The organism is Ornithinibacillus xuwenensis (genome assembly GCF_039614845.1).
In the GTDB taxonomy this organism is placed as follows: domain Bacteria; phylum Bacillota; class Bacilli; order Bacillales; family Amphibacillaceae; genus Ornithinibacillus; species Ornithinibacillus xuwenensis.
Genome location: NZ_JBDIML010000001.1, coordinates 395,326 through 420,873, shown reverse-complemented (window position 1 = coordinate 420,873; position 25,548 = coordinate 395,326). Strand labels below are relative to the sequence as shown.

Genomic DNA, 25,548 nt, shown 5'->3' with positions numbered 1-25,548 from the left:
CATTATTCCCCCATTCTATAAAAGGTGAATCCTATCATAACTTACAATAAGGTGAATATTAAGAAATTTAACCCTAAAAAAATTATCCATAATTTTATACTTGTCCTAATCCCATTTTAACGTTAAAATACAAATTAGCACATGGGATGTAAGGAGGACTGTAATAATGTCTGCAAAGCAAAATAACAAACCTGTTCCAAGACGAAAATCAAAACGTGAAAAACGAATGAAAGCAGCCATATATGTCATGATTTTTGCGATGGTTGTCTCTACCATAACATATGGATTATCTCTTTTTATTAATTTTTAATAGTTAATGTGAGAAGACTGAATTACAAATCTGTAATCTCAGTCTTTTTTATGCTTTGCTCTGGAACGTTTTAATAAGCTAACATCACTTTTTTTATATTGCTTCTTAATCAATAAGTAATTTTCAATTTCATGTAATAATCGAAATAAATTTGCTCTGGTTTCAAATTCTTCAGGTGTTTTGGGTAATTCTTCTTTATTGAATTCTTCTCGTAAATTCTTTAGTTGTTCTAAAAATACAATCGCAGTATTTCCAGGATGAACATTTTCTGCTAACCCTTCAAAATAGCTAGCAATTTTAATGGCAAGATCATCTCGATTTGGAAGCTTTGTAACAAGTGGAAGCATCTTACGGAATAGCTCCAATTGTTTATAGCGCATTTTATAATAATCATAATATGTATGCTCTGACCTTAGCATGTGGTTTTCCCGATCAAGCTCTACTAAGCTAATTGCTTCCTGTAATATCGCTTCAGACTCTCTTAATTCCTTTCCATCCCAAACCGTATTCTTATCGCGTATATATAATGCAATTTCAAGTAATATCATTCTGAAATTATTTTCTATTTTCTTTTGGCTCTGCTTCAATTTATGTTCATAGCCAGGCATATATAAATTAACAATTAATCCTGTACCAATCCCAACTAGAATCAAAATAAATTGCTGAACCAGCAAATCTGTAGTAATACTTCCAGATGTATATAAATTCAATATGATAACAGAACTTGTAGTTATACCTGGTGTAACCCTTAATAAAACTGTAATCGGAATGAAAACAACTAGCATGAGTCCTAAGACAATTGGGTTAAACCCGATTAGTTCAAAAAATGCTAGTGAAAATAAGCTTCCAATTACACATGCCAATAATCTTTGCCAAGCACTTAAGATAGATTGCTTTCGTGAAGGCTTAATAGTCAGGATAGTTAAAATTCCAGCTGATGTGAAATTGGTAAGCCCTAGCAATTGGGCAATTACGATAGCAATTGGTGTTCCGATAGCAGTCTTAATAGTTCGATACCCAATTTTCACTTGTGTTTCTCCTTCTGCTGTTCGAAAATCAGTTAATAAAGTTCTTGTTATGAAAGTGAAAATAAGGCTGACCCAATAGTAGAGACAGCCTTATTCATTTCAACTTATACTTCTTCACAATGCTTTTCGAAGATTTCTTGTAACTTGCCCATAACTTCCATAGCACTATGACCTTCAATGTCATGACGTTCTAACATCGTAACAATTTTACCATCCTTCAAAAATGCAAAAGATGGGGAAGAAGGTGCAAAGCCTTCAAAGTAAGTGCGTGCTTTTTCTGTAGCTTCACGATCTTGTCCAGCAAACACTGTTACAAGATGGTCCGGGCGCTTATCGTAGTGTATGGAATTTGCTGCAGCTGGACGTGCTACACCTCCTGCACATCCACAAGTAGAGTTAACCATAACTAACGTTGTACCCTCTCGTGTTAATGCATTATCTACATCCTCTGGAGTCTTTAGCTCCTCGTACCCTGCTTCTCTTATATCTTTACGTGCTGCATCGACAATATCATTCATAAATAGATTAAAATCCATCTAAACCACCCCTTATGCTAAGTATCTAACCTAACATCTAGGTTATCAATTTTACTCATAAAATTCAATTCAAAAAACTGTTAATAAACTTTTACCGTATTTTCATTCATTCCTTCTAATGTTTCTTTAACATAAGATAGGAATTGACCACAAATTAAACCATCAAGAATACGGTGGTCTAGTGATAAGCAAAGATTTACCATATCACGTGCCGCAAACATATTATCAATAATGACTGGTCGCTTAACAATAGACTCTACTTGTAATATAGCAGCCTGTGGATAATTGATTACGCCCATTGATTGAACCGATCCAAATGAACCAGTATTATTTACGGTAAACGTTCCACCTTGCATATCATCTGCAGTCAGTTTATTATTTCTAGCTTTTTGGGCAAGCTCATGTATTTCTCTTGCAATTCCCTTAATACTCTTCTCATCTGCATTCTTAATAACCGGAACAAATAGCTCTTGATCCTTTGCAACTGCTATTGATAAATTAATGTCCTTACGCTGAACAATCTTATCTCCAGCCCACATGCTGTTAAGCTGCGGGAATTTCTTTAATCCTTGTGCAACAGCCTTTACAAAGAATGCAAAGTATGTAAGGTTATAACCTTCATTTTGTTTAAATTCATTTTTTAGTTTATTTCGATACGAAACTAAATTAGTAACATCCACTTCAACCGTCATCCAAGCATGCGGTATTTCTGTTTTGGATCGCACCATATTTTGTGCAATAACTTTACGAACTCCTGTAACCGGAATTTCAATATCTCCAGCCTGTGAAGTCGGTGTAGGTGAAGTTTGTGCGCTCGGTTTCGAACTAGTAGGTTCTGTCGCATTCTGTTCCATTTGATTTTCAGGTTCGTTATTTGTAGTCGGAATTTGACCGCTAGCAATAATTTTTTCAATATCCTTACGTGTGATTCTTCCTCCACGTCCTGTACCGGTTACTTGTTCTAGCGATATATCGTTTTCCTGTGCTAGTCGCATAACGGCTGGCGAATAACGTTTTTTCATACTTTGGTCACCAGAATCTGAATTGCTCTTACCAGAAGTTGTTGTTGTCTCTGTTTTCTCGGGAACAGGATTTGCTCCAGTACTACTAGCTTCTGTTTCGATATAACAAATCAGCTCTCCAACTGCAACGGTATCTCCTTCTTGTACAACTAATTCTTTAATTGTACCTGTGAAGGAAGAAGGAACTTCAGCATTAACCTTATCTGTCATTACTTCTGCAATCGGGTCATATTTATTAACTTGATCGCCTTCCTTTACAAGCCAAGAACTAATTGTTCCTTCCGTCACACTTTCGCCAAGCTGTGGCATTGTAATTTTTTCTGTCGCCATTTAACTATCCCTCCTGTCCATTAAAATTCAGCTAATTCACGAATTGCTTTTTCTATTTTATCCGGATTCATCATAAAGAACTTTTCCATCGTTGGTGCGTAAGGCATTGCAGGCACGTCAGGTCCAGCCAGCCTTTGGATCGGTGCATCTAAATCAAACAGGCAATTCTCTGCTATAATTGCTGAAACCTCACCGATAATACTTCCTTCTTTATTATCTTCGGTAACTAGCAATACTTTACCTGTTTTTTTAGCAGCCTCGATTATTGCTTCTTTATCTAACGGATATACGGTACGAAGGTCTAAAATATGTGCATCAATTCCCTCTTCCGCTAATTTTTCTGCAGCTTGAAGGGCAAAGTGAACACAGAGCCCATACGTAATAACCGTAACGTCAGAGCCTTCACGCTTTACATCAGCTTTCCCGATTGGAAGTACATAATCATCTTCCGGCACATCTCCCTTTAGAAGACGGTATGCTCGCTTATGCTCAAAAAATAGTACTGGATCATTATCTCTTATCGCAGCTTTTAACAAACCTTTTGCGTCATAAGGAGTAGAAGGCATCACAATTTTAAGTCCAGGCTGATTTGCAAATACCGCTTCTACAGATTGAGAATGATATAAAGCGCCATGAACACCGCCACCATAAGGTGCTCTGATTGTTATTGGACAGTTCCAATCATTATTAGAACGATAGCGAATTTTTGCAGCCTCAGATATTATTTGGTTAACTGCTGGCATGATAAAATCAGCAAACTGCATTTCAGCAACTGGTCTCATACCATACATTGCTGCACCAATTCCAACACCGGCGATTGCAGATTCAGCAAGTGGGGTATCAAGAACACGATATTCACCGAACTCATCGTACAATCCATCTGTAGCCCTAAATACACCGCCTTTTTTACCAACATCTTCCCCTAAGACGAATACTTTTTCATCACGTTGCATTTCTTCTCGTAACGCAGATGTGATAGCTTGTATATATGACATTACTGGCATTCTAATCCCTCCCTACTCTTCGTAAACATACTTCAATGCAGACTCCGCTTCAGCGTATGGTGCATTCTCTGCATAGTCAGTTGCCTCATTTACAATTGTATTAATTTCATTATTCATTTCTGTTTCTAGTTCTTCTGTTAGGATTCCTAAATCCTTTAGATAAGTTGCGAATGTAAAGATAGAATCTAGCTTTTTCGCCTCATCGACTTCATCACGTTTACGATATGCACGATCATCATCATCACTAGAATGGGCGGTTAAACGATAGGATACAGCTTCAATTAATGTTGGTCCTTCTCCGTTTATTGCACGCTCACGAGCTTCTTTTACCGCTTTGTAAATTTCTAGTGGATCATTACCATCAATCGTGTAACCAGGCATACCATATCCAAGCGCTCTGTCTGAAACCTTTTGGTTACCTAATTGCTTTTCTACCGGTACAGAAATGGCATATTTATTGTTCTCTACCATTGTTATCACTGGTAATTTATGTACACCAGCAAAATTTAGACCCTCATGAAAATCTCCCTGGTTTGATGAACCTTCACCAAGTGTCACAAACGATACAAAATTTTTCTTTTCCATTTTAGCTGCAAGTGCTACTCCAACAGCGTGTGGAACTTGCGTCGTTACTGGTGAAGAGCCTGTTAGAATTCGGTTCTTCTTTTGACCAAAGTGACTCGGCATTTGTCTTCCACCAGAATTCGGATCCTCAGCTTTTGCAAATGCAGACAGCATTAATTCCTTTGCTGTCATTCCAAAGGCTAATACTACTCCCATATCTCGATAATAAGGTGCTACATAATCTTCTGTTCTATTTAACGCAAATGAAGCTCCTACCTGTGCCGCCTCTTGACCCTGGCAAGAAATAACAAACGGTATCTTTCCAGCACGGTTTAACAGCCACATTCTTTCATCAAGTTTTCTAGCAAGAAGCATTGTTTTATACATTTCCAGTACTTGTTCATTGGATAGTCCTAGTGCCTCATGACGATTTGTTGACATCATTAGTCCCTCCCTTTTCTTTTTCAATAACAATCTTTAACCATGTATTTGTAAGCCTTCCACTGCAAGTGCAGCTTCACCCATAATTTCAGATAATGTTGGATGCGGATGGATAGTATGAGCAATTTCCCATGGAGTAGCATCTAGTACCTTAGCTAACCCTGCCTCTGAAATCATATCCGTAACATGAGGTCCGACCATATGTACTCCCAGTAAATCTTCGTTTGCTTTATTCATAATGATTTTGACGAACCCATCACTCTCACCATATACAAGTGCTTTCCCAATTGCCTTGAATGGGAATTTTCCTACTTTTATATCGTAGCCTTGTTCCTTGGCTTGCTGTTCAGTTAAACCGACACTAGCTGCTTCTGGATCCGAATAGATACATGCAGGAATATTATCATAATTAATCGGAGCAGGGGTGTTACCTGCCATATGCTCGACAGCAATAATACCCTCATGGGAGGCAACATGAGCTAATTGCATCCCACCAATTACATCACCAATCGCATAGATGTGAGTTTCTTTTGTCTGATAATATTCAGTGGTTTTAATAACACCATTCTCAACGACAATATCTGTATTTTCTAGACCGATATTAGTCGTATTGGCTTTTCGACCTACAGAAACAAGAATCTTCTCAGTAGAAAACGACTGATTTTCTCCTTTAATTTCCGCCTCAATTGACACACCATTATCCTTTACTAGTGTGTCAGCAAGAACTTTTGCACCTTTCACAAAGGTTACCCCTTTACGCTTAAGCTGCTTTTCAACTTCTTTTGCGACTTCTTCATCTTCTGTCGGCAAAATTCTGTCTAAGTATTCCACAACCGTTACATCTACACCGAAATCTGCTAACATTGAAGCCCACTCAATACCAATTACTCCACCACCGATAATAAGTATTGATTTTGGTAATTGTTCCATTTGTAATGCTTCATCCGAGCTAATAACAAATGTACCATCAATATCCAAACCAGGTAACGATCTAGGAGCTGACCCAGTAGCAATTAAGACATATTTCGGAACGATCATCGTGTTTTCATCACCATTTGCATATTCAATTGAAATCGTTCCAGGTAGTGGAGAAAAAATACTCGGCCCTAAAATTCTTCCATAGCCATTATAAACGTCAATTTTCCCCTTTTTCATTAGTCCAGTTACACCTTTGTGTAATGTACTAACAATATCTGTCTTGCGTTGCTGTACTTTACTAAAATCTAATGTCACATCACTTGTCTGAACGCCATACTCACCAGCGCTTTTAGTTTGTCTAAATACTTCTGCACTTCGTAGTAAAGATTTAGATGGAATACATCCTCTGTGAAGACATGTACCACCTAATTCACCTTTTTCCACTACTGCTACCTTCATACCAAGTTGGGAAGCTCGAATAGCCGCAACATACCCTCCGGTTCCACCACCGAGTATTACTAAATCATATTCTTGAGCCATAACTTTCTCCCCTCTATCTTCTACTTAATGTATGCAGACCATTTTGTAAAAATTGTCCTCTTGATTTTTTCATTGATTCAATTCGCTCTTCTGCCATTCTATCAGCTGCCAAATAAGATGGTATATTATCCCGCTTCGAGATTTCAAATACTCTTACAAGACTATCATAAATACCTTCTACTTTTTTCATTGCTCTTGATTGATTATAGCCATTTAGTTCATCGGCAACATTGATTACACCACCAGCGTTAATGACGTAATCTGGTGCATAAACGATTCCTTTTTCAAATAATATATCACCATGCTCTGTTGTTTTTAATTGATTGTTTGCTGATCCCGCAACAACCTTTGCCTTAATACGAGAAACTGTATCATCGTTAATCGTTGCACCGAGTGCACATGGTGCATATATATCACACTCAACATCATATATATCATTTGGATCAACTGCTTTAGCATCAAAAGCTTCAACAGCACGATTAACTGCTGCTTTATTAATATCAGTCACAATTAACTTTGCACCTTCTTCATGGAGGTATTCACAAAGTTTATAGGCTACATTACCGATACCTTGAACTGCAATTGTTTTACCTTCTAATGAATCGTCACCATACGCTTCTAGCGCAGCTGCCTTCATTCCTTTATATACTCCGTAAGCTGTAACAGGAGATGGATTACCAGAAGAACCGAATTCAGGTGAGATACCAGTCACATAATCTGTTTCCATGTGAATTAAATCCATATCTTCAACAGTTGTTCCAACATCCTCAGCTGTTATGTATCTACCATTTAAACTTTGAATATATCTACCAAATGTACGAAACATTTCCGGGTTCTTATCTTTTCTCGGATCCCCAATAATAACTGTTTTTCCACCACCAAGATTTAATCCTGCTGCAGCGTTTTTATAGGTCATACCTTTCGCAAGTCTCATTGCATCGATAATTGCTTCTTCCTCAGAATCATACGTCCACATTCTAGTTCCTCCAAGAGCTGGCCCCAATGTGGTGTCATGAATAGCAATTACTGCTTTTAATCCAGAATTTTTATCTTGACAAAACACAAGCTGCTCGTAATCATATGCTTCCATACCTTTAAATATTTCCATGTCTTATTCCTCCTCAATAATAAAAATCCCTATTATAATAAACCCTCACTAAATCAGCATGAGCTATTAATAAATGGAAACCTCTTTGTTTATTTTTGACGCAAATTAACCTGCTAAATATAAATGATATTTTACACTACATTTTCTATTATAATACAAAATAGTGCTCAATTGAAAATGTAAGCGCTTTATTTATGATTCATAAAAAAATATTTTTTAAATATTAAAAAATATTGGGGTTAATTCTATATCTCAAATGTCGAATAAAAGAGTCTCCTTTTCTATCATACGTTAACATTTAAATTATGGCAAATCAAAAATTTTATCTATTTTTTAACTTTTGATATACTAATAAAAGTTACAAATAAAGGAGAAAGTCATGATTAGAATAGTAGCTGCACTAACACTATTTATACCAGGTATTATAGCGGCAATTGGTATAAAACTGATGAGGGATACCTTATTCGATGAATTCCACCCCATTTTCCTGCACGCTAGTGTCCAATTTATATTTGGCTTAATATTGTTTATTGGTGGTCTAGTCTTTTTGGGAGGTTTTATTATTCATCGAGATCGTAAACGTCATGTATAAAAAAAGCATCATAATAATTAATCAATCCTTTTAGGAGATTTATGGGAGTGGATCGTATGAAAGTAGCAAAATTTGGGGGTAGCTCTGTTGCAAATGCTACACAGATCAAAAAGGTCTGTGACATTATTCGAACTGATTTGGACAGAAAGTTTGTTGTCGTTTCCGCTCCAGGTAAACGATTTAAAGATGACATTAAAATGACCGACCTCCTCATTAATCTAGGTGAGGCATATTTATCAGAAACCGACTATGAATCAACACTGATACATATCGAAAAGCGTTTTGCAGAAATTATTCAGGATTTAACATTACCGATGTCACTCCTTGAAGATATTCGCCAAACAATCTTAAAGGCACTTCATAGTGATGTACCAGATAACATGAAAATGGATGCACTTAAATCTATAGGAGAAGATAGCTCTGCAAAAATAGTAAGTGCATATCTAACAGAAACTGACCTTACTTCCCATTATGTGAATCCGAAAGATGCCGGTATTATCGTGTCTGACGAACCAGGCAATGCGCAGATATTACCCGAGAGCTTTGAAAAGCTCTATTTGCTAAGGGAAAGAGAAGGGATCATTGTAATCCCCGGCTTTTTTGGTTATACAATTGATAATAAACTAGTTACATTCTCACGAGGTGGTTCGGATATAACAGGTTCTATTATTGCTGCAGGGGTAAAAGCAGCGCTATACGAAAACTTTACCGATGTTGATTCGGTATATACTGTAAACCCAACGATTGTAGACCAACCAAAAGAAATCAAAACATTGACTTATAAAGAAATGCGTGAATTATCCTATGCTGGTTTTTCAGTATTTCATGATGAAGCGTTAATACCAGCTTTCAAACAAGGCATTCCAGTAGCTATAAAGAACACAAATAACCCCCACCTCCCTGGCACCTTTGTTATAGCAAAAAAGGAAGATAAGGATAAATGCGTTGTCGGTATTGCCAGTGATTCTGGCTTTAGTACCTTATACGTTAGTAAATATTTAATGAACCGAGAATTAGGCTTTGGTCGTAAACTACTAGAGATACTTGAAGATGAATCTATTTCATTCGAACACGCTCCATCTGGTATTGATGATTTATCGGTCATCATTCGTGAAAGACAGTTCACGCCTGCAAAAGAGGCAAAGGTTATTGAACGCATAAAAAATGAATTACATCCAGATACCGTTTCACTTCAACATGGACTAGCCTTAATTATGATCGTTGGTGAGGGAATGATGAATACAATCGGTATCGCTCAAAAAGCCAGCACTGCCTTGACTTCTGCAAATGTGAATATCAAGATGATTAACCAAGGATCCTCAGATGTTTCCATGATGTTTGGAATTGATGCAGATGACTTAAAACCTGCAATCCGCTCCTTATATCAGGTATTTTTTGAAGAACAACAGAATTAAACACATAAAAAAATTACTGTACCTGCATACAGTAATTTTTTTATGTATTAGCTTGCTTTATGATCTAATCGTAATCGATCCGCTACCATCGCAATAAATTCTGAGTTTGTCGGTTTTGCTTTTGAGATACTAACGGTATAACCAAATAATGCCGAAATAGACTCAATATTACCACGGCTCCATGCTACTTCTATAGCATGTCGAATTGCTCGTTCTACACGAGAAGATGTTGTATTAAATTTCTTCGCAATATCAGGATATAATACCTTAGTGATGGAGCCTAATAGCTCTATGTCATTATATACCATTGTAATCGCTTCTCTTAGGTACATGTAGCCCTTAATATGTGCTGGTACACCAATTTCATGAATAATATTCGTAATACTTGCTTCTAAGTCCTTTTTCTTTCTTTCTTTTTTAATACCTGTATTTGTACTATTGGATAGAACCATGTGGCCATTTACTTGGCGAACCTGATCTGCCAAATGCTCTAAATCAAATGGTTTTAAAATAAAATATGATGCCCCTAAATCTACAGCTTTTTTCATTACTTCTTCTTGGCCAAAAGCAGTAAGCATAATTACATTCGGATCATTATTCGATTTTCCTTTTTCGCGTAGCATATTTAACACAGCTAATCCATCGACATGTGGCATAATTATATCCAAGATTAATACGTCTGGTTTCTTCTCTTCAACTAAGGTAAGACAGTCTTTACCATTATAAGCAGTTCCAACAACCTCGATATCAGGTTGGTCCTCAAAAAATTCTTCCATTAAATTGATTAAGTCTCTGTTGTCATCCACTAAACATACTGATATTTTATCCACTTGCATGTTCCTCCTTTAATGTTCTGCTAAATGTCCACTCTATGTATTCGACAAAAGAATAAAATATCCTTCTTCACATTTAAAAAACTTTGTATTTTTTTATAATTCCTTTAATTTGCTTTGTTTTACTTTTGATTTCGTTATGATTCGATATATTATGACAATATATTTTTCGGTTTGTCGAAAAATATTTAATGCAACCTGTCGTTATTGGTAAACTTAAGAGTTCTGTACTGTGAAAAGTATTCAATCTTGGATTTATAATGGCTACATAGTTGAAAAGGAGAACCTGTGAAATTACAGGTTCTCCCAACATATACTAGCTAGCTTTGTCTTGTTTATCCTCATAAATATCAACCCCAGCATCTTGGAGCATCCATTCAATATGGACCCCATATCCGCTTGTTGGATCATTTACAAATACATGTGTTACTGCTCCGATAACTTTGTTATCCTGTATAATTGGACTTCCGCTCATCCCCTGTACAATTCCACCTGTTGCTTCTAAAAGCTCAGGATCTGTAATCTGTATTACCATCCCTTTTGTGGCAGGAGATTTCTGTGGAACGCTACTCACAATCTCCACATCAAATTCCTCTACTTTTTCACCATCGATAACCGTTAGAATCTTAGCAGGTCCTTCTTTTACCTCATGGGATAAAGCAATCGGCATTGGCTTGTCATACTTCCCATTTTTAATCGAACCATCTAGTTCACCAAAAATCCCAAATGGACTATTCTTGGTGATCGTACCGATCTTGTTTTCTTTGATGGAAAACTTAGCTTGCTTCTCACCTGGAGTTCCATTATTTCCTTTTTGGATCGATGTTACGGTGGATTTTACGATTGTTCCATTGTGTATTTCAATAGGCTTCTTCGTATCCATATCAGAAATAACGTGTCCTAATGCTCCATATTTCTTACTATTGGGTTCATAGAAGGTCATGGTTCCAATTCCGGCTGCTGAGTCGCGGATATATAATCCGATCCGATATTCATTATCCTTTTTATCTAATACAGGTTGAAGTTGAGTTGTAAAGGTTTCCTTGCCACGTTTAACCTTTACATTCAATGCTTTAGAATCCTTTCCTGCTGCTTCTACAATTGGCTTGACGTCCTTCATTTCCTCAATTTCTTGTCCGTCGATTTCCATAATGACGTCACCAACTTTGATGTTGGCGTCCTCTCCTGGTGAAAGCGTACCAGATTCTCCATTTACAAGATGATGCCCAACTACTAATACACCTAATGTCTGTAATTGAACACCAATTGATTGACCTCCAGGTATTACTTTTACATCCTTTAATACATTGACGTCAACTTTTTTTATAGGTAATCCAGCTAAAGAATAAATAAGCTCTTGTTCACCAGGCTCGTTCACATGGAAACTCGAAGCGTCAACAGATTCTCTACTATTACTAGCTGCTGCTTCAACATGTACTGCTTTTCCAAGATTCGGAACCTCCATGGGAAATTGATTTTGAAAGGTAGTAATGTTATTGGGAATGGTAAAATAATTTTGTATTGGGGGCGTAAAAGGAACAATTAACAATGCGAGAAGAAGTACAACTCCAGTTACGATTCGAATTTTATCTTTATATTTCACGAATGTCCACTCTCCTTGTTCCTAAACCCATACCATATTTTATATCTGTATTTCTAATGTGACCTTTAATGATGTTTTTTAAACTGGGAAAAGTTAAGAAAAGATGTGTAACATTTCCTTTTAGAATAATGTATAAATAAAAAAACCAGATACAATAAGTATCTGGCACGAAGAAAGGATTAATTCATAATCGATATCTTTTTAAAGTTTTGAGCTAATTCCAGGAGCTCTTTCGCATGTTCTTTTGCTGTATCTGTAAGCTTCGTACCTGTTATCATTCTGCTTAGCTCACTTATCTGCTCATGCTCTGTTAAATCCGTTACTTGTGTTGCTGTGCGACTACCTACTTCCATTTTTTCGATAAGCATATGCGTATCTGCCATTGCAGCCACTTGAGGTAAATGTGTAATACATAGCACTTGTGATTCATTTGAAATTTGATATATCTTCTCAGCTATTGCTTGTGCAACACGTCCGCTTACGCCGGTATCCACTTCATCGAAAATGACACTCGTTACACCTTGATGCTTTGCAAATAATTTCTTAAGCACCAGCATTATTCTGGATAACTCTCCACCAGAAGCAACTTTACTAATTTCTTTAAGTGGCTCACCTTTATTCGTGGAAATTAAAAATCGAATGTGGTCAAAGCCATTTTTATAGAGCTCTACACTATTTTCCGAAGAATCCGGTTTAAATTGAATGGAAAATGACGCTTTTTCCAAGTATAAATCCTTTAATTCTACATGAACCTCTGAAATTAATGAATCTGCTGCTTTCTTTCGTAGATCATGTAATTGTTTTGCTTCGAGGAATGCATCTTGACGGACATCATCTATTTCATTTTCTAACTTTTGAAGATGAGATTCCTTGTTCTTAATTTGCTCAATTTCTTCTTCAATCGTTCCCATATAGTCGAGCATCTCTGCAACAGTTGACCCGTATTTCTTTTTTAATCGGCTAATCTCTGCAAGTCTTCCTTCGATTTCATTCAGCCTGTTAGGATCATACTCTAGAGACTCAATATAATTACTTAATTCAAATGTCAGGTCTTCTAGCATATAGTAATGATTCGATAGTTCTTCTGACTTCTTTAATATAAATTCATCTAATTGACTATTCTCCTCTAATGCACTTTGACCAATATTTAACCACTCTAAGCCTTTTTGTTCACCATACAAAGCATTATAGGCATTCATGATAGCGGTATAGATTTTTTCATAGTTCATTAATTGGTTGCGCTCTTTTTCTAATACTATATCTTCATCAGGTTCTAGATTTGCTTTCTCCAATTCAGTTAATTGAAATTCAAGCAGGTCCAGTCGCTGTGCCATTTCTTGTTCATTTTCATTTAACTCTTTGTATCGTTTTTGAAGCGTTTGTAGCTGATTATATAATATTGAATATTCTTCTTTTACTTGCATGATTTCATCACGATTATACAAATCTAAAAGCTCAATGTGATTTTCTGGGACCATTAAGGATTGTGTTTCATGTTGACTATGAATATCAATCAGTGTTTTTCCGAACTCTCTCAGAATAGCAAGAGTAACTAATTTTCCGTTTATACGACAGATACTTTTACCAGATGCCGTAATAACTCGATTTAATACTACTTCATTATCTTGAATGTCTACTCCAAATTGTTTTCCAACACTATAAATTGGGTGTGAGCTAGAATCGATTAAAAACAATCCTTCGATTTCTGCTTTTTCTTCTCCATGTCTAACAAATTCCACAGATGCTCGTCCACCCGCAAGTAATTGAATTGCATCGATAATAATTGATTTACCTGCGCCTGTTTCACCTGATAATACGGTTAGACCATCATTAAAGGTAATCGCAATTTGATCAATGATAGCAAAATTTCGAATTGATAATTCGGTTAACATTTCCTCACCCCATTTTATCTACAGCATATTTAGAAAACGATCTTTTATTGTAGTTGTGTCCGCCTCAGTTCGGCAAATAATTAAACACGTATCATCCCCACAAATAGTTCCCATAATCTCTGTCCAATCCAAATTATCAATTAAGACTCCTACTGCATGTGCATTTCCAGGTAGTGTTTTTAACACAATAAAATGACTGGTATGATCTATTTTTACAAATGCATCCATAATTAAGCGTTTTAATTTGTCATGTGGATTAAATCGTTGATCAGCAGGTAGGCTATATTTATATCTCCCTCCTGTTGAAGGCACCTTAACTAGGTGTAATTCTTTAATATCTCTTGAAACAGTTGCTTGCGTAACGTTATACCCTAGATTTTTCAAACGGTCAACGAGATCATCCTGTGTATCGATTTCATTCTCTGTTATTAATTCCCTGATTTTTATATGTCGTTGTATTTTACTCATACTACACCCCCAAATTAAATAGAAAGGACTACATTTCTGTAGCCCTGAACTCATGTATTTTGTGCAGATTTTAATTCTGAATGAGCTTTATCGACTACATCTTCGGGACATAAATCCTCAATGGATAGCCCATCCTCTTGTTTTTTCCAGCCTAAATGAGCTAAGAATTCCACATTTCCATCTCCACCCGTAATTGGAGAGAATGTTAGACCATATAGTTCATATCCCTCATCTAACGCAAAAGAGAGAATATTTTTTAATACTTCCACGTGTACCTTCTTATCTCTTACAATACCCTTTTTCCCAACCTGTTCACGTCCAGCTTCAAATTGTGGTTTTATCAGGGCGATTGTATCTCCACCAGAGACTAATAGTTTCTTTAGAACTGGCAATATTAATTTTAATGATATGAAGGATACGTCAATAGTCGCAAAGGTTGGAAGACCCTTTGTTAGCATTTCAGCTGTTACATAGCGAAAATTCGTCCGTTCCATTACCTCAACACGAGGGTCACTTCGCAATTTCCAATCTAATTGATTATAACCAACATCTATAGCATAACATTGTTTTGCCCCTGATTGTAAGGCGCAGTCCGTAAATCCTCCAGTTGAAGAACCTATATCCATCATAATTTTATCACGAACATCGACAGAAAACACTTTCAAAGCTTTTTCAAGCTTTAGGCCTCCTCGCCCAACATATGGGAGAAGTTTCCCTTTAATCATTAACGGAATATCTTCATCAACCTTCATACCAGGCTTATCCAGCCTTTCATGCTCCGAGTAAACCAAACCGGCCATTACTGCTCGTTTGGCTTTTTCTCTTGTCTCTATAAGATTTCGCTCTACAAGTAATATATCAAGACGTATTTTGCTCATGTTCTTAAATCCTTTTCTTTTGCAAGTTTTAATGATCTCGTTGGCTAAAATAATCTGTTAATTCAGCCAGTCTGGATGTATCTGCATTTGCTTGCTTTAATAAATCTTTCGCTTGATCGGTATAACGATTTCTCATTTCAATTGCACCATCAAGTCCTAATAATTTTGGATAAGTACTTTTATTATTTGTCTCATCACTTCCAACCGCTTTACCTAGTTTTTCTTGATCACCTGTGACATCTAAAATATCATCTTGGACCTGAAAGATTAAGCCTAAATAATGTGCAAATTTTTGCAGATGTTTTATTTGGTCATCGGTTGCATTCCCTAAAAACGCACCAGCTGTTACAGCAAATTTTAATAATTCTCCTGTCTTTAACAGATGGATCTTTTCCAGTTGTTCTAAATTAACAGCTTTATTCTCCGCTTCCATATCCAATATCTGCCCTGCAACCATCCCAGTAGGGCCACTTGCACGGGTAAGCAGTTGTATCATATACAATTTTTCTTTATCTGTTAAATGTTGGTCGTTAGTAATTAATTCAAAACTGTAGGTTAATAGAGCATCACCAGCCAAAATAGCTGTTGCTTCATCGAAAGCTTTATGATTGGTTAAAAGACCGCGTCGATAATCATCATCATCCATTGCTGGAAGATCATCATGAATTAATGAATACGTATGAATCATTTCTAGAGCGATTGCTGTATGGAGCGTCTTCTCAATCTGTGAAGCGTATGCTTCATAGCTTGCTAACAATAATATCGGACGAAGTCTTTTTCCTCCAGCCTCTAACGAATAAAGCATTGATTTTTTTAAACGTTCAGGAATATCGATTTGGTGAAAGTGTTTCGTTAATTCTTCTTGAATCATCTTTTGATTGGATTCGATGTAATTTCTTAATAGTACTTTCACTACTTTTCATCCTCCTGTATATCAAAAGGAACGAGTTCTCCCTGTTCATTCATAATTTGCACCATTTTATCTTGAATATGACTGAGCTTATCATTGCATAATTTAGAGAGTAGCATTCCATCCTGATAGTATGAAATTGCTTTTTCCAGTGGAACGTCGCCTTCTTCTAATTTTTCAATAATTTTCTCAAGTTGTTCCATCGCTTCTTCAAAGCTTAATTCCTTGATGTTATCCATTTTGTACCTCCTTTACACCCTTTACTTCACAATTTAAAATGCCATCGGTTAAATTAATCTGAATATAATCGTTCTTTTTCACTTGTTTGCTCGATTTAATGATATCGCCAGTCGACGTGTATGGTACAGCAAATCCCCGTTTCATGATTTCCAGCGGATTTAGAAGGGTAAGTTTTTCCATTGACCTTCGCAGCTGTATAGACTGTCGATCAACAATTTGATTGATTGCTTGATTGTTTTGTTTAACAAGCTTATTCAATAACTTAGTGGCGTGATCTAGCTGCTTTTTAGGATGTTGCGTGAGAAGTCTTGTATAATGATTGGAGAAACGTTCTGTTTTATGCTGGACTGCTACTTGAACGGAACGATCTAACCGTTCACGATGTTTATCCAGCTCTTGCTCCTTCTGCCTAATTAGTTGCTCCGGATATCGAAATGCATATGATTGCACCATCCGACTAAGTGTATTTTTCTGATGTCGTATGGATACAGATATCATACTTGTTAAAGACTGCTTCATTTTTGCAATCTTTTCTTGTAGCTCGTATTGAGAAGGAACCGCAATCTCAGCTGCACCTGTTGGCGTAGGGGCCCTAAAATCGGCAACATAATCACTGATGGTTACATCTGTTTCATGACCTACAGCAGAAATAATCGGAATGGCTGATTTAAATATTGCTTCTGCAACTTTTTCTTCATTAAAACTCCATAACTCCTCTATCGATCCGCCACCTCTACCAACAATTAAAACATCAAACAAACCTAATTCATTTGCTTTCAGAATTGCGGTTGCGATCGAATCCGTAGCATTTATCCCTTGGACTAATACAGGTAAAACAGTTGCTTTTACAACTGGATAACGTCGTTTTATCGTGGTAATAATATCTCTAACTGCAGCACCCGTTGGTGATGTGATGATTCCGATATGCTCAGGGAATCGTGGAATTTGTTTTTTATATTGCTCATCAAAATATCCTTGTTTTCTTAGCTTTTCCTTTAGTTGTTCAAACGCTAAGTATAATGAACCTACACCGTCTGGTTCCATTTGTTGTATGTATAGCTGGTACTGACCATGAGCTTCAAACACACTGATTTCCCCACGTATTAATACCTTCATTCCATCTTCTGGTCTAAACTTTAAAAAACGATTATTTCCTGCAAACATAACCGCATTAATACGTGATTGATCATCTTTTATTGTAAGGTACATATGACCTCTACTGTGAAGCTTAAAATTAGAAATTTCACCCTTTAACCAAATGTTACGCAGGTGGGGGTCGGTATCAATCTTACGCTTCATATATTTGGTAAGAGCTGTTACCGTTAAATATTTTTCACTCATTTCATCAAACCCTTAGCTGCCTTAATTGTATTATGTAATAGCATAGTAATCGTCATTGGTCCTACTCCACGAGGAACAGGTGTAATATAGGATGCTTTCTCTAGAGCACTTTCAAAATCCACATCACCAGTCAATGTTCCATCATCTAGCCGGTTAATACCAACATCAATAACCACTGTGCCTTCTTTCATATAATCTTTATCAATAATATTCGGCTTTCCAATTGCTACAATAAGAATATCTGCAAGCCTTGTGACGGACTTTAAGTCCTTTGTACGAGAATGACAGTATGTTACAGTAGCATTCTCATTTAATAACAATTGACCCACAGGTTTACCAACGATATTGCTGCGGCCAATGATAACTGCATGCTTTCCAGAAATCTCAATTCCTGTTTCTGCTAGCATCGTAATAATTCCGTATGGGGTACACGGTAGAAAGGTATCTTGACCAGTCATCATCTTACCAATATTTATAGGATGAAAACCATCAACATCTTTCGATGGATGAATCGCCTCTATGATATGTTGATCATTAATATGGTCTGGTAGTGGAAGCTGTACAAGGATACCATGTACGGCATCATTTTGATTTAATTTATGTATGACTTCCAATAGCTCATCTGTGTCAATCGTATCCGGAAGCTCTATAATTTCAGAGCTAATTCCAACCTCTTCTGAAGCTCTCTTCTTTCCATTTACATAAGATCTTGATGCTGGATTATTTCCTACAAGAATTACGGTCAAATGAGGAACAATATTGTTCCCAAGTAATTGTGTCACATCTTTTTTCATTCTTTCTTTTAGTTGCGTAGACAATTCCTTCCCATTAATAATCCCAGCTGCCATATATACCTCTTCCCCCTTATTTTCTATTTAATTATTTTTGATAACACACCATTTACAAATTTCCCTGATTTTTCATCTCCGTAACGATTTGAAAGCTCTACTGCTTCGTTAATAGAAACATTTGTCGGGATATCAGTAAGGTGTTTAATCTCAAAGACCGCAATACGTAGAATGGTTTTCTCCACAGAAGGAAGTCGATTAAATGTCCAATTTTCTAGATTTGCTGATATCTCCTCATCAATTGACTGTTTATGTTCAACAACTCCGTGGACAAGAATATGAAGAAATTCATCCTTCTCTTCTTCCTCTAACCTTTCTTGTATAACTAAATCAGTATCTTCTTCTATCATATCTAATTGAAATAGGATTTGAAATGCTTTTTCTCTTGCTGCATGTCGTTTCATATGCACTACTCCTTTAATAATCTCTTCCAAATCATAACATGATTACTGTTTGAACGCCACAAACACCATACTCTTTCTCAAATCATATGAAAGAAAGGTCAAAGGATATGCTGAACATATCCTTTGACCTTACAACAATTATTCTGTAGCTTCTTCTGTATTTTCTTTTTCCATTTGTACGCCGACCACATGAACGTTAACCTCTGCAATTTCAAGAGATGTCATATTTTTAAGCGTTTGTCGAATATTTGCTTGAATCTTTTGTGCAACTTCAGGTATTGATACACCAAATTTTAATACGACAAATAGATCTATAAGAATACCTTCATCTGTTAGTTCAACTTTTACACCTTTGCTATGCGATTTCTTACCGAATTTTTCAACTACGCCAGTAGCAAAATTCCCTCGCATAGTGGATAGTCCATCTACTTCAGACGCTGCAATTCCAGCAATTACTTCGATAACCTCAGGGGCAATTTCTACCTTCCCTAGTCCTGAGTTATCACTAACGTTCACTAACGATTGATCCGCCATTTTTTCACTCCTTTATGGTTATACCATTATCTTACCTGTTAATCATTCACTGGTTCAACAATAGGATTCTCTTCCAAGAAATTCGTATTAAAATCACCAGAAACAAATACTTCATGATCCATGATTAAACGATGGAACGGAATTGTTGTATGTACGCCTTCAACAAGAAACTCATCAAGTGCACGTTTCATCCGTAAAACTGCTTCCTCTCGTGTAGAACCATAAGTAATTAGTTTGGCAATCATGGAGTCATAATATGGAGGTATCGAATATCCTGGATAAGCAGCGGAATCCACACGAACACCTAATCCACCAGGAGGTAAATACATTTTAATCTTCCCTGGAGATGGCATGAAATTCTTAAATGGATGCTCTGCATTAATACGGCATTCAATAGCCCACCCATTAAATGTAACTTCCTCTTGCTTAACCGAGAGGACCTCACCATTTGCAACCTTAATCTGTTCTTTGATTAAGTCAATTCCCGTAACCATTTCCGTTACTGGATGTTCCACTTGAATTCGTGTATTCATTTCCATAAAATAAAAGTCTTTTGTCTTTCTGTCAAAAATAAATTCTATTGTTCCAGCACCTACATAATTAACTGCCTGTGCAGCCTTTACAGCTGCTCCTCCCATTTTAGCACGAATTTCTTCATTTAGTGCAGGAGAAGGTGTTTCTTCAATCAATTTTTGTAAACGGCGTTGAATGCTGCAATCTCTTTCCCCTAGATGAACCACATTTCCATGCGTATCAGCGATTACTTGAATCTCGACATGGCGAAAATCTTCAATAAATTTTTCGATGTATACTCCAGGGTTACCAAACGCTGTTTCTGCTTCCTTTTGCGTGATGCGAATCCCTTTTATAAGATCATCTTCTGTTCGAGCGACACGAATTCCCTTACCACCGCCACCAGCAGTAGCTTTAATGATAACTGGGTAACCAATCGTATTGGCTATTTCCATTGCCTGCTCTTCACTTTCAATAATACCGTCAGAACCAGGTACAATTGGAACATTTGCTTCTCGCATGGTTTCACGAGCAACATCCTTAATTCCCATCTTTTGAATTGCCTCTGGAGTTGGACCTACAAATGTTATATTGCATGCTTTACAAATTTCCGCGAAATCAGCATTTTCAGCTAAAAATCCGTAACCTGGATGGATAGCATCTACTTCGGTTGATGTTGCAACACTCATGATGTTCGTAAAATTCAAATAGCTATCTTTACTAGAATTTGGTCCGATACAATATGCTTCATCCGCCAACTGAACATGTAGTGACTCCTTGTCCGCTTCTGAGTATACTGCAACAGTTTCAATCCCCATTTCTTTACATGCGCGAATAATGCGGACAGCTATTTCTCCTCTGTTGGCAACTAGCAATTTCTTAATCATCTTAGCACGTCCCCTTATTTTGTTTTTACTCTAAATAACGGTTGTCCATATTCTACTAGTTCCCCGTTTTCAACTAAAATTTCAACAATCTCACCTGATACTTCCGCTTCAATTTCATTGAATAACTTCATTGCTTCTACGATACAAACAACTGAATCCTTCGAAACAGAACTACCTTTTGATACAAATGGATCACTTTCCGGATTTGGGGAACTATAAAACGTTCCTACCATTGGAGATGTGATTTCAAAATCGAACTCAACATTGCTTTCTTGTTTAGTTTCTGCCGATTTTTCTACAGCAACTTCTTCTTTTGATTCCTGAACAGGAGGTTGGACAGGTGAAGTAGTTGTTACTTCTTTCGGTATATTAACACTAGGAGTCGCTTGAACAGCTACGCTCTCCGATAATTTCTTCATGGATACTTTGGTACCATTTGTTTCGTAAGTGAACTCATTAATGGATGATTGATCTACTAATTTAATTATTTCACGTATTTCTTGTACTTTTAACATGATTAAGCACTCCCTTACCCTAGTTTTTAATATTAGGTACTAATAACTCCTCTTAGTATTTTACGATAAATACAAGCGAAACTTCAACACATAACTTCAAGAAATGAATTTCCCCATACAAATTAAAGCGTTTTCATCACCGTAATTATAACAATCTGACATAGAAATTGCGAGGAAAACAAAAAACATCAAGCCATTAGACTTGATGCTAAAACAATCATCAGCTTTCTGTTGTAGGTTGGAAGCTAACATCAACTACAATTTCGCCGAACTCATCTCGAACTAATTGCATAATGTTTAGAGTCTCTGTTTTTGATAGCTCGTCTACTATCACATTAACATGTACCGTATCACCATCATGACGAACTAACACATCCTGATATTCAGCAGAGGCTAAAATACTTTCTTCTAAAAATGTCTCTTTTGTAGAAACCTCATCTATTTTATCCATTTGCTCCATGGCATCTTTTATCTCTTCAGCTGATGCTGTACTGGAAGCCACAATAGCGTTTAGTCTATCTTTCTTCTTACTTCGTTCATCTTGTAACTCCATCCGTAAGGTAGCAAATACCTCATCACCGCCTTGTGTTACATCAACATTCCCTTCTGCTTCTCCATCCGTCGTTTCACCTGAAGTTTGCTCTGTTTCGTCATCCCCTAGATTTCCGTATGCAAAGTCATTCGGATCTGATGTCATATAATATACACTCAACACAATCATTAGGCTTAGCATTGTTAATAACCATACAGTTTGTTTTTTTAACATTATTTCATCCTCCTTAGTTTTTAGGCATTACAGAGACTCTATGTGTTGGAACATCAAGCACTCTTGACACAGCTTCCACTACCCATTGTTTGACTGTGGCTTTTTCAACACCTTGCGCCACCACGAACACACCTCTAACTTCTGGTTTCTTCGTTTGAACTAAAAGCGGTGTTTCTTGATCGCCTTGTCTTACGATGACGGTTTGTGTTTCCTCCGTATTTTCTTCGATTTGTCTTGTTCCACCGTTTTGGTCAGTTTCTTCTGTGTTTTGCTGTCCCTTGATTAGATTCTTTTCAAATACTTTTACTTTCGTAGAATCTAAATTGACCATAACCTCTACCTCTGAAACGCCATTAATCTTCTCTAACATATCTTCTAATTGCTTCTTATAGCTATCTTCTAACTCACTAACATCGGATGTCGTTGTGGATTCTTGGGAACTAACTTCCTCGGACTTAGATTCCAATTCCATTCTTGGTAATTCTTGTCCCAAATCCTCCTGGGATGAGGTAGAAAATATGTTTCCAACTAAGATTACGAGTAGACTGACTAATCCAATAATAATGATGTAAGCAGTTTTTTTGGATCCGTTTATTTTTTCTTTTAGGAATTCTTGTAATTTATTTATCAAGATGCCCCTCCCTCCCATATAACGGTTAATTTCTTATCTGATAGTTCCCAGATATCACGTAACAAGGATTGCATCCCCTCAAGATCCACATTATCATTTGAGCTTGATTGTTGATTCCTTGAATCAATTACAACATCCTCTACTGCATTCACTGTTCCCTCCCCTGCCTCTGAGTCTCTTAGATAAACAACGACTTCCTCAAGTTTTTCTAATAGCTCCTCGTCCGTGTACGATGCCCCCTCTACATAATGAAACTTGATAGCTGTTATTTCTGCTTGGTATTTGTCCAATAGAGGAGCTTTTGCTATATCTTTCAATTGGACAACCATTTGTTCTTCAATATATGCACCAGTTGTTGATTGTATTTCACTTTTTTGAATTTCGATTAAATTTTCTCCTTCCGATGCCTCTGCATTTTCACTAAAAATACCAGAGAAGGTATTATTTATCGCTTGCTCGACATCGAACTGAAACAGATGAAAGATTGGTTGAAGAAATATTAAAATGAGTACTAATCCAACAACAAATTTGATATATTTCTTCATACTTCCAGCTGGTACTAGTAGATCAATTATTGTGGCTAGTAATATAAACACAATAATCTGCGAAACCCATTGTATAAGTAAATCCATTTCCATCACCCTATCGAAGTAATAGCGTAAGATTACTTGCAGTCACAATAATGACAATTGCTAAGAAAAACATTAAAGAAACCGCTAGTAGACATGCTAAAATATAGACGATATATTTACTGATTGTATTTAAGCTTGTAATAATGGGACCATCGGCAATTGGCTGTAAAATAGCGGCAGCAACCTTATAAATAAGCGCAATAGCAAATATTTTCACTGCAGGAAATAACGCAATAAAGATAATAATCGCTACACCCACTATTCCTACCGCATTCTTTAAAAGCAATGATGCACTTAACACCGTGTCTGCTGCATCTGTGAAAGTTCTTCCAACAACAGGTATAAAATTACCCGTAACAAACTTTGCGGTTTTCATGGCAACTCCATCCTGTATAGCACTGGCTGCACCCTGGACAGATAACACACCAATAAATATGGTTAAAAACACCCCTAAAGTGCCTAAACCAACAGAGCGAAACAAATCTGCAAGGTGGGTAACCTTATGATTATCATTTAAACTACTAACAATAATTAGAATGGCAGACAAAAATAGTAACGGAAGAATAAAATTGGATACTAATATCCCGCTTGCATTAATTAGAAAATAGACGATAGGACTAAAAAAAGAAACAGAAATAACACTTCCAAAGGAGGCCATTAAGCCTAATACTAAGGGAATTAGTGCAATCATAAAGCTACTCATCATACCAATCGCGTCCTTCGCATAGGAAACGGCCAAATAAAAACTATTTAATGCAATAAATATCAGAATAATATAGACGACAAAATAAGCAATTTTACTAACGGTTGTTCGTTCAAAGGCGGTATGCATTGTTTGTAATAAAACTGAAAATAATGTGAGCAGGATCAATGATCCCAGAAGCTTCCCGTTTAATATAATTTCGTGGAGTAAATACTCTAGTCCCCCTGCCAAAGCATTTTTGATAGAGAATTCATCGTTCCCCTTAATAAAATCATAGAGACTCGTTTTCTCTAGCTCTGGTATATAGCCTCCATAATTGTCTACAAGCGTATTCCAATACCCTTGAATGCCATCAAAGGAGATATCCTCTAACAGCATCTCATCTACAGGAGCTTCTGACTGCTCTTCAGCAAAAGCAATTGCTTGTCCACTAAAGATAATGAGTAAAAATAGAAGTAAGATTCGTCTAATATGTTTCATCATGCACTACCTTTGCTCCCTTCCTTAATAAATCTTTTACAGGTTACGTAGAAGGTAAGAAATTTAATATTGCTTCAACGACAGCTGAAATAATTGGGATTGCTAGAAGTAAAATGAATATTTTTCCTGCTAGTTCAATTTTGGAAGCAACAGCACCAAGGCCAGCATCTTTCGTAATACTAGCACCGAGCTCAGTGATATAGGCAATGCCGATTATCTTTAAGATAGTCTCAATATACATTCCGCTAATTGCAGCTTTTTGCCCTAATGATTCAATTAATTTTATGACTGCACCTATTTGATTGATAATTGCTAAAAACAGTGCAATCCCGGTTATAAGTATGATGATAAATGCAAAGGGGCCGCGCATGTCTTTAAGGATGATGTATAATATACTCGCAATGATTCCGAGAGTGACAATTTGAATAATATCCATAAATCCCTACCCTTGGAAAAGAAACACTGACTTAATTTGCTGGAAAAGGTCAGACAATCCGTTGATGACTACAACAAGTACGATAATAAATCCAACCAACGTCACAAATTGCGCAATTTCTTCTTTCCCCATTTGCTTCAGAATCGTATGGATTAATGCAACAATAATTCCAATACCTGCTATTTGAAATAAAATAGATGCATCTGTAACCATAAAGCAGCCCCTT

At 36.6% G+C, this 25,548-nt stretch carries 29 protein-coding genes; 3 read left to right on the top strand and 26 right to left on the bottom strand.

Annotated features, from left to right (window positions below; all coding sequences use genetic code 11):
- Positions 1-166 precede the first annotated feature (166 nt).
- Positions 167-310 (top strand): stressosome-associated protein Prli42, encoded by a 144-nt coding sequence (prli42, locus tag ABC228_RS02520; RefSeq protein ID WP_345823508.1) that lies wholly within the window; start codon positions 167-169, stop codon positions 308-310.
- Positions 311-348: 38 nt separating this feature from the next.
- Here the strand turns inward: prli42 and ABC228_RS02515 are convergent, their stop codons facing one another.
- The 7 genes from ABC228_RS02515 to bcd form a co-directional block, all read right to left on the bottom strand.
- Entirely contained in the window at positions 349-1,338 is a 990-nt protein-coding gene (locus tag ABC228_RS02515; protein ID WP_345823507.1) for an aromatic acid exporter family protein, read from the bottom strand.
- 104 nt (positions 1,339-1,442) lie between these two features.
- Positions 1,443-1,874: a BrxA/BrxB family bacilliredoxin gene (locus ABC228_RS02510; RefSeq protein WP_345823506.1), complete on the bottom strand. Its 432-nt coding sequence runs from the start codon at positions 1,872-1,874 to the stop codon at positions 1,443-1,445.
- Between the two features lie 80 nt (positions 1,875-1,954).
- A complete protein-coding gene (locus ABC228_RS02505; RefSeq protein ID WP_345823505.1) occupies positions 1,955-3,226 on the bottom strand; it encodes a dihydrolipoamide acetyltransferase family protein in 1,272 nt (423 codons plus the stop codon).
- A gap of 20 nt (positions 3,227-3,246) precedes the next feature.
- On the bottom strand, positions 3,247-4,230 hold the full coding sequence (locus ABC228_RS02500) for an alpha-ketoacid dehydrogenase subunit beta (protein WP_345823504.1): 984 nt from the start codon (positions 4,228-4,230) through the stop codon (positions 3,247-3,249).
- A gap of 12 nt (positions 4,231-4,242) precedes the next feature.
- The gene (locus tag ABC228_RS02495; RefSeq protein ID WP_345824151.1) at positions 4,243-5,235 is read right to left on the bottom strand and encodes a thiamine pyrophosphate-dependent dehydrogenase E1 component subunit alpha; all 993 of its coding nucleotides are present in this window, start codon (positions 5,233-5,235) and stop codon (positions 4,243-4,245) included.
- Between the two features lie 36 nt (positions 5,236-5,271).
- Positions 5,272-6,693 (bottom strand): dihydrolipoyl dehydrogenase, encoded by a 1,422-nt coding sequence (gene lpdA / locus ABC228_RS02490; RefSeq protein ID WP_345823503.1) that lies wholly within the window; start codon positions 6,691-6,693, stop codon positions 5,272-5,274.
- A 13-nt stretch (positions 6,694-6,706) separates the two neighbouring features.
- Positions 6,707-7,801 (bottom strand): branched-chain amino acid dehydrogenase, encoded by a 1,095-nt coding sequence (gene bcd / locus ABC228_RS02485; protein WP_345823502.1) that lies wholly within the window; start codon positions 7,799-7,801, stop codon positions 6,707-6,709.
- 379 nt (positions 7,802-8,180) lie between these two features.
- On the opposite strand from bcd, the gene ABC228_RS02480 reads away from it, so the two are divergent.
- Positions 8,181-8,393 carry a DUF2627 family protein gene (locus ABC228_RS02480; RefSeq protein ID WP_345823501.1) on the top strand — a complete coding sequence of 71 codons (213 nt, stop codon included), beginning with the start codon at positions 8,181-8,183 and terminating at the stop codon, positions 8,391-8,393.
- 56 nt (positions 8,394-8,449) lie between these two features.
- Positions 8,450-9,808 (top strand): aspartate kinase, encoded by a 1,359-nt coding sequence (locus tag ABC228_RS02475; protein ID WP_345823500.1) that lies wholly within the window; start codon positions 8,450-8,452, stop codon positions 9,806-9,808.
- A gap of 47 nt (positions 9,809-9,855) precedes the next feature.
- Here the strand turns inward: ABC228_RS02475 and spo0A are convergent, their stop codons facing one another.
- The 19 genes from spo0A to spoIIIAC all read right to left on the bottom strand — a co-directional run bounded on the left by spo0A (position 9,856) and on the right by spoIIIAC (position 25,535).
- On the bottom strand, positions 9,856-10,638 hold the full coding sequence (gene spo0A / locus ABC228_RS02470) for a sporulation transcription factor Spo0A (RefSeq protein ID WP_345823499.1): 783 nt from the start codon (positions 10,636-10,638) through the stop codon (positions 9,856-9,858).
- Between the two features lie 319 nt (positions 10,639-10,957).
- Positions 10,958-12,244 carry a SpoIVB peptidase gene (gene spoIVB, locus ABC228_RS02465; protein ID WP_345823498.1) on the bottom strand — a complete coding sequence of 429 codons (1,287 nt, stop codon included), beginning with the start codon at positions 12,242-12,244 and terminating at the stop codon, positions 10,958-10,960.
- Between the two features lie 179 nt (positions 12,245-12,423).
- Complete coding sequence (gene recN / locus ABC228_RS02460) at positions 12,424-14,136, bottom strand: DNA repair protein RecN (RefSeq protein ID WP_345823497.1); 1,713 nt, start codon at positions 14,134-14,136, stop codon at positions 12,424-12,426.
- An 18-nt stretch (positions 14,137-14,154) separates the two neighbouring features.
- Positions 14,155-14,604, bottom strand: a complete 450-nt coding sequence (ahrC, locus tag ABC228_RS02455; RefSeq protein ID WP_345823496.1) for a transcriptional regulator AhrC/ArgR — start codon at positions 14,602-14,604, stop codon at positions 14,155-14,157.
- A 50-nt stretch (positions 14,605-14,654) separates the two neighbouring features.
- The gene (locus ABC228_RS02450) at positions 14,655-15,482 is read right to left on the bottom strand and encodes a TlyA family RNA methyltransferase (protein WP_345823495.1); all 828 of its coding nucleotides are present in this window, start codon (positions 15,480-15,482) and stop codon (positions 14,655-14,657) included.
- 28 nt (positions 15,483-15,510) lie between these two features.
- On the bottom strand, positions 15,511-16,395 hold the full coding sequence (locus ABC228_RS02445) for a polyprenyl synthetase family protein (RefSeq protein ID WP_345823494.1): 885 nt from the start codon (positions 16,393-16,395) through the stop codon (positions 15,511-15,513).
- The gene (locus tag ABC228_RS02440; protein WP_345823493.1) at positions 16,395-16,631 is read right to left on the bottom strand and encodes an exodeoxyribonuclease VII small subunit; all 237 of its coding nucleotides are present in this window, start codon (positions 16,629-16,631) and stop codon (positions 16,395-16,397) included. Before ABC228_RS02440 ends, ABC228_RS02445 begins: the two co-directional genes overlap by 1 nt.
- Positions 16,624-17,973 (bottom strand): exodeoxyribonuclease VII large subunit, encoded by a 1,350-nt coding sequence (gene xseA, locus ABC228_RS02435; RefSeq protein ID WP_345823492.1) that lies wholly within the window; start codon positions 17,971-17,973, stop codon positions 16,624-16,626. Before xseA ends, ABC228_RS02440 begins: the two co-directional genes overlap by 8 nt.
- Positions 17,970-18,821: a bifunctional methylenetetrahydrofolate dehydrogenase/methenyltetrahydrofolate cyclohydrolase FolD gene (folD, locus tag ABC228_RS02430; RefSeq protein ID WP_345823491.1), complete on the bottom strand. Its 852-nt coding sequence runs from the start codon at positions 18,819-18,821 to the stop codon at positions 17,970-17,972. The genes xseA and folD overlap by 4 nt, the downstream gene beginning before the upstream one ends.
- 23 nt (positions 18,822-18,844) lie before the next feature.
- On the bottom strand, positions 18,845-19,225 hold the full coding sequence (nusB, locus tag ABC228_RS02425) for a transcription antitermination factor NusB (protein WP_345823490.1): 381 nt from the start codon (positions 19,223-19,225) through the stop codon (positions 18,845-18,847).
- Positions 19,226-19,363: 138 nt separating this feature from the next.
- The gene (locus tag ABC228_RS02420; protein WP_345823489.1) at positions 19,364-19,759 is read right to left on the bottom strand and encodes an Asp23/Gls24 family envelope stress response protein; all 396 of its coding nucleotides are present in this window, start codon (positions 19,757-19,759) and stop codon (positions 19,364-19,366) included.
- Between the two features lie 38 nt (positions 19,760-19,797).
- Positions 19,798-21,159, bottom strand: a complete 1,362-nt coding sequence (gene accC / locus ABC228_RS02415; protein ID WP_345823488.1) for an acetyl-CoA carboxylase biotin carboxylase subunit — start codon at positions 21,157-21,159, stop codon at positions 19,798-19,800.
- A gap of 14 nt (positions 21,160-21,173) precedes the next feature.
- On the bottom strand, positions 21,174-21,674 hold the full coding sequence (accB, locus tag ABC228_RS02410) for an acetyl-CoA carboxylase biotin carboxyl carrier protein (protein ID WP_345823487.1): 501 nt from the start codon (positions 21,672-21,674) through the stop codon (positions 21,174-21,176).
- 220 nt (positions 21,675-21,894) lie between these two features.
- Positions 21,895-22,440, bottom strand: a complete 546-nt coding sequence (locus ABC228_RS02405; RefSeq protein ID WP_345823486.1) for a SpoIIIAH-like family protein — start codon at positions 22,438-22,440, stop codon at positions 21,895-21,897.
- A gap of 13 nt (positions 22,441-22,453) precedes the next feature.
- A complete protein-coding gene (spoIIIAG, locus tag ABC228_RS02400) occupies positions 22,454-23,071 on the bottom strand; it encodes a stage III sporulation protein AG (RefSeq protein ID WP_345823485.1) in 618 nt (205 codons plus the stop codon).
- Positions 23,068-23,703 (bottom strand): stage III sporulation protein AF, encoded by a 636-nt coding sequence (spoIIIAF, locus tag ABC228_RS02395; protein ID WP_345823484.1) that lies wholly within the window; start codon positions 23,701-23,703, stop codon positions 23,068-23,070. Before spoIIIAF ends, spoIIIAG begins: the two co-directional genes overlap by 4 nt.
- A gap of 10 nt (positions 23,704-23,713) precedes the next feature.
- A complete protein-coding gene (gene spoIIIAE, locus ABC228_RS02390) occupies positions 23,714-24,886 on the bottom strand; it encodes a stage III sporulation protein AE (protein WP_427902209.1) in 1,173 nt (390 codons plus the stop codon).
- A gap of 43 nt (positions 24,887-24,929) precedes the next feature.
- Positions 24,930-25,322: a stage III sporulation protein AD gene (spoIIIAD, locus tag ABC228_RS02385; RefSeq protein WP_345823482.1), complete on the bottom strand. Its 393-nt coding sequence runs from the start codon at positions 25,320-25,322 to the stop codon at positions 24,930-24,932.
- A gap of 6 nt (positions 25,323-25,328) precedes the next feature.
- Positions 25,329-25,535 carry a stage III sporulation protein AC gene (spoIIIAC, locus tag ABC228_RS02380; RefSeq protein WP_345823481.1) on the bottom strand — a complete coding sequence of 69 codons (207 nt, stop codon included), beginning with the start codon at positions 25,533-25,535 and terminating at the stop codon, positions 25,329-25,331.
- Positions 25,536-25,548: the final 13 nt, after the last annotated feature.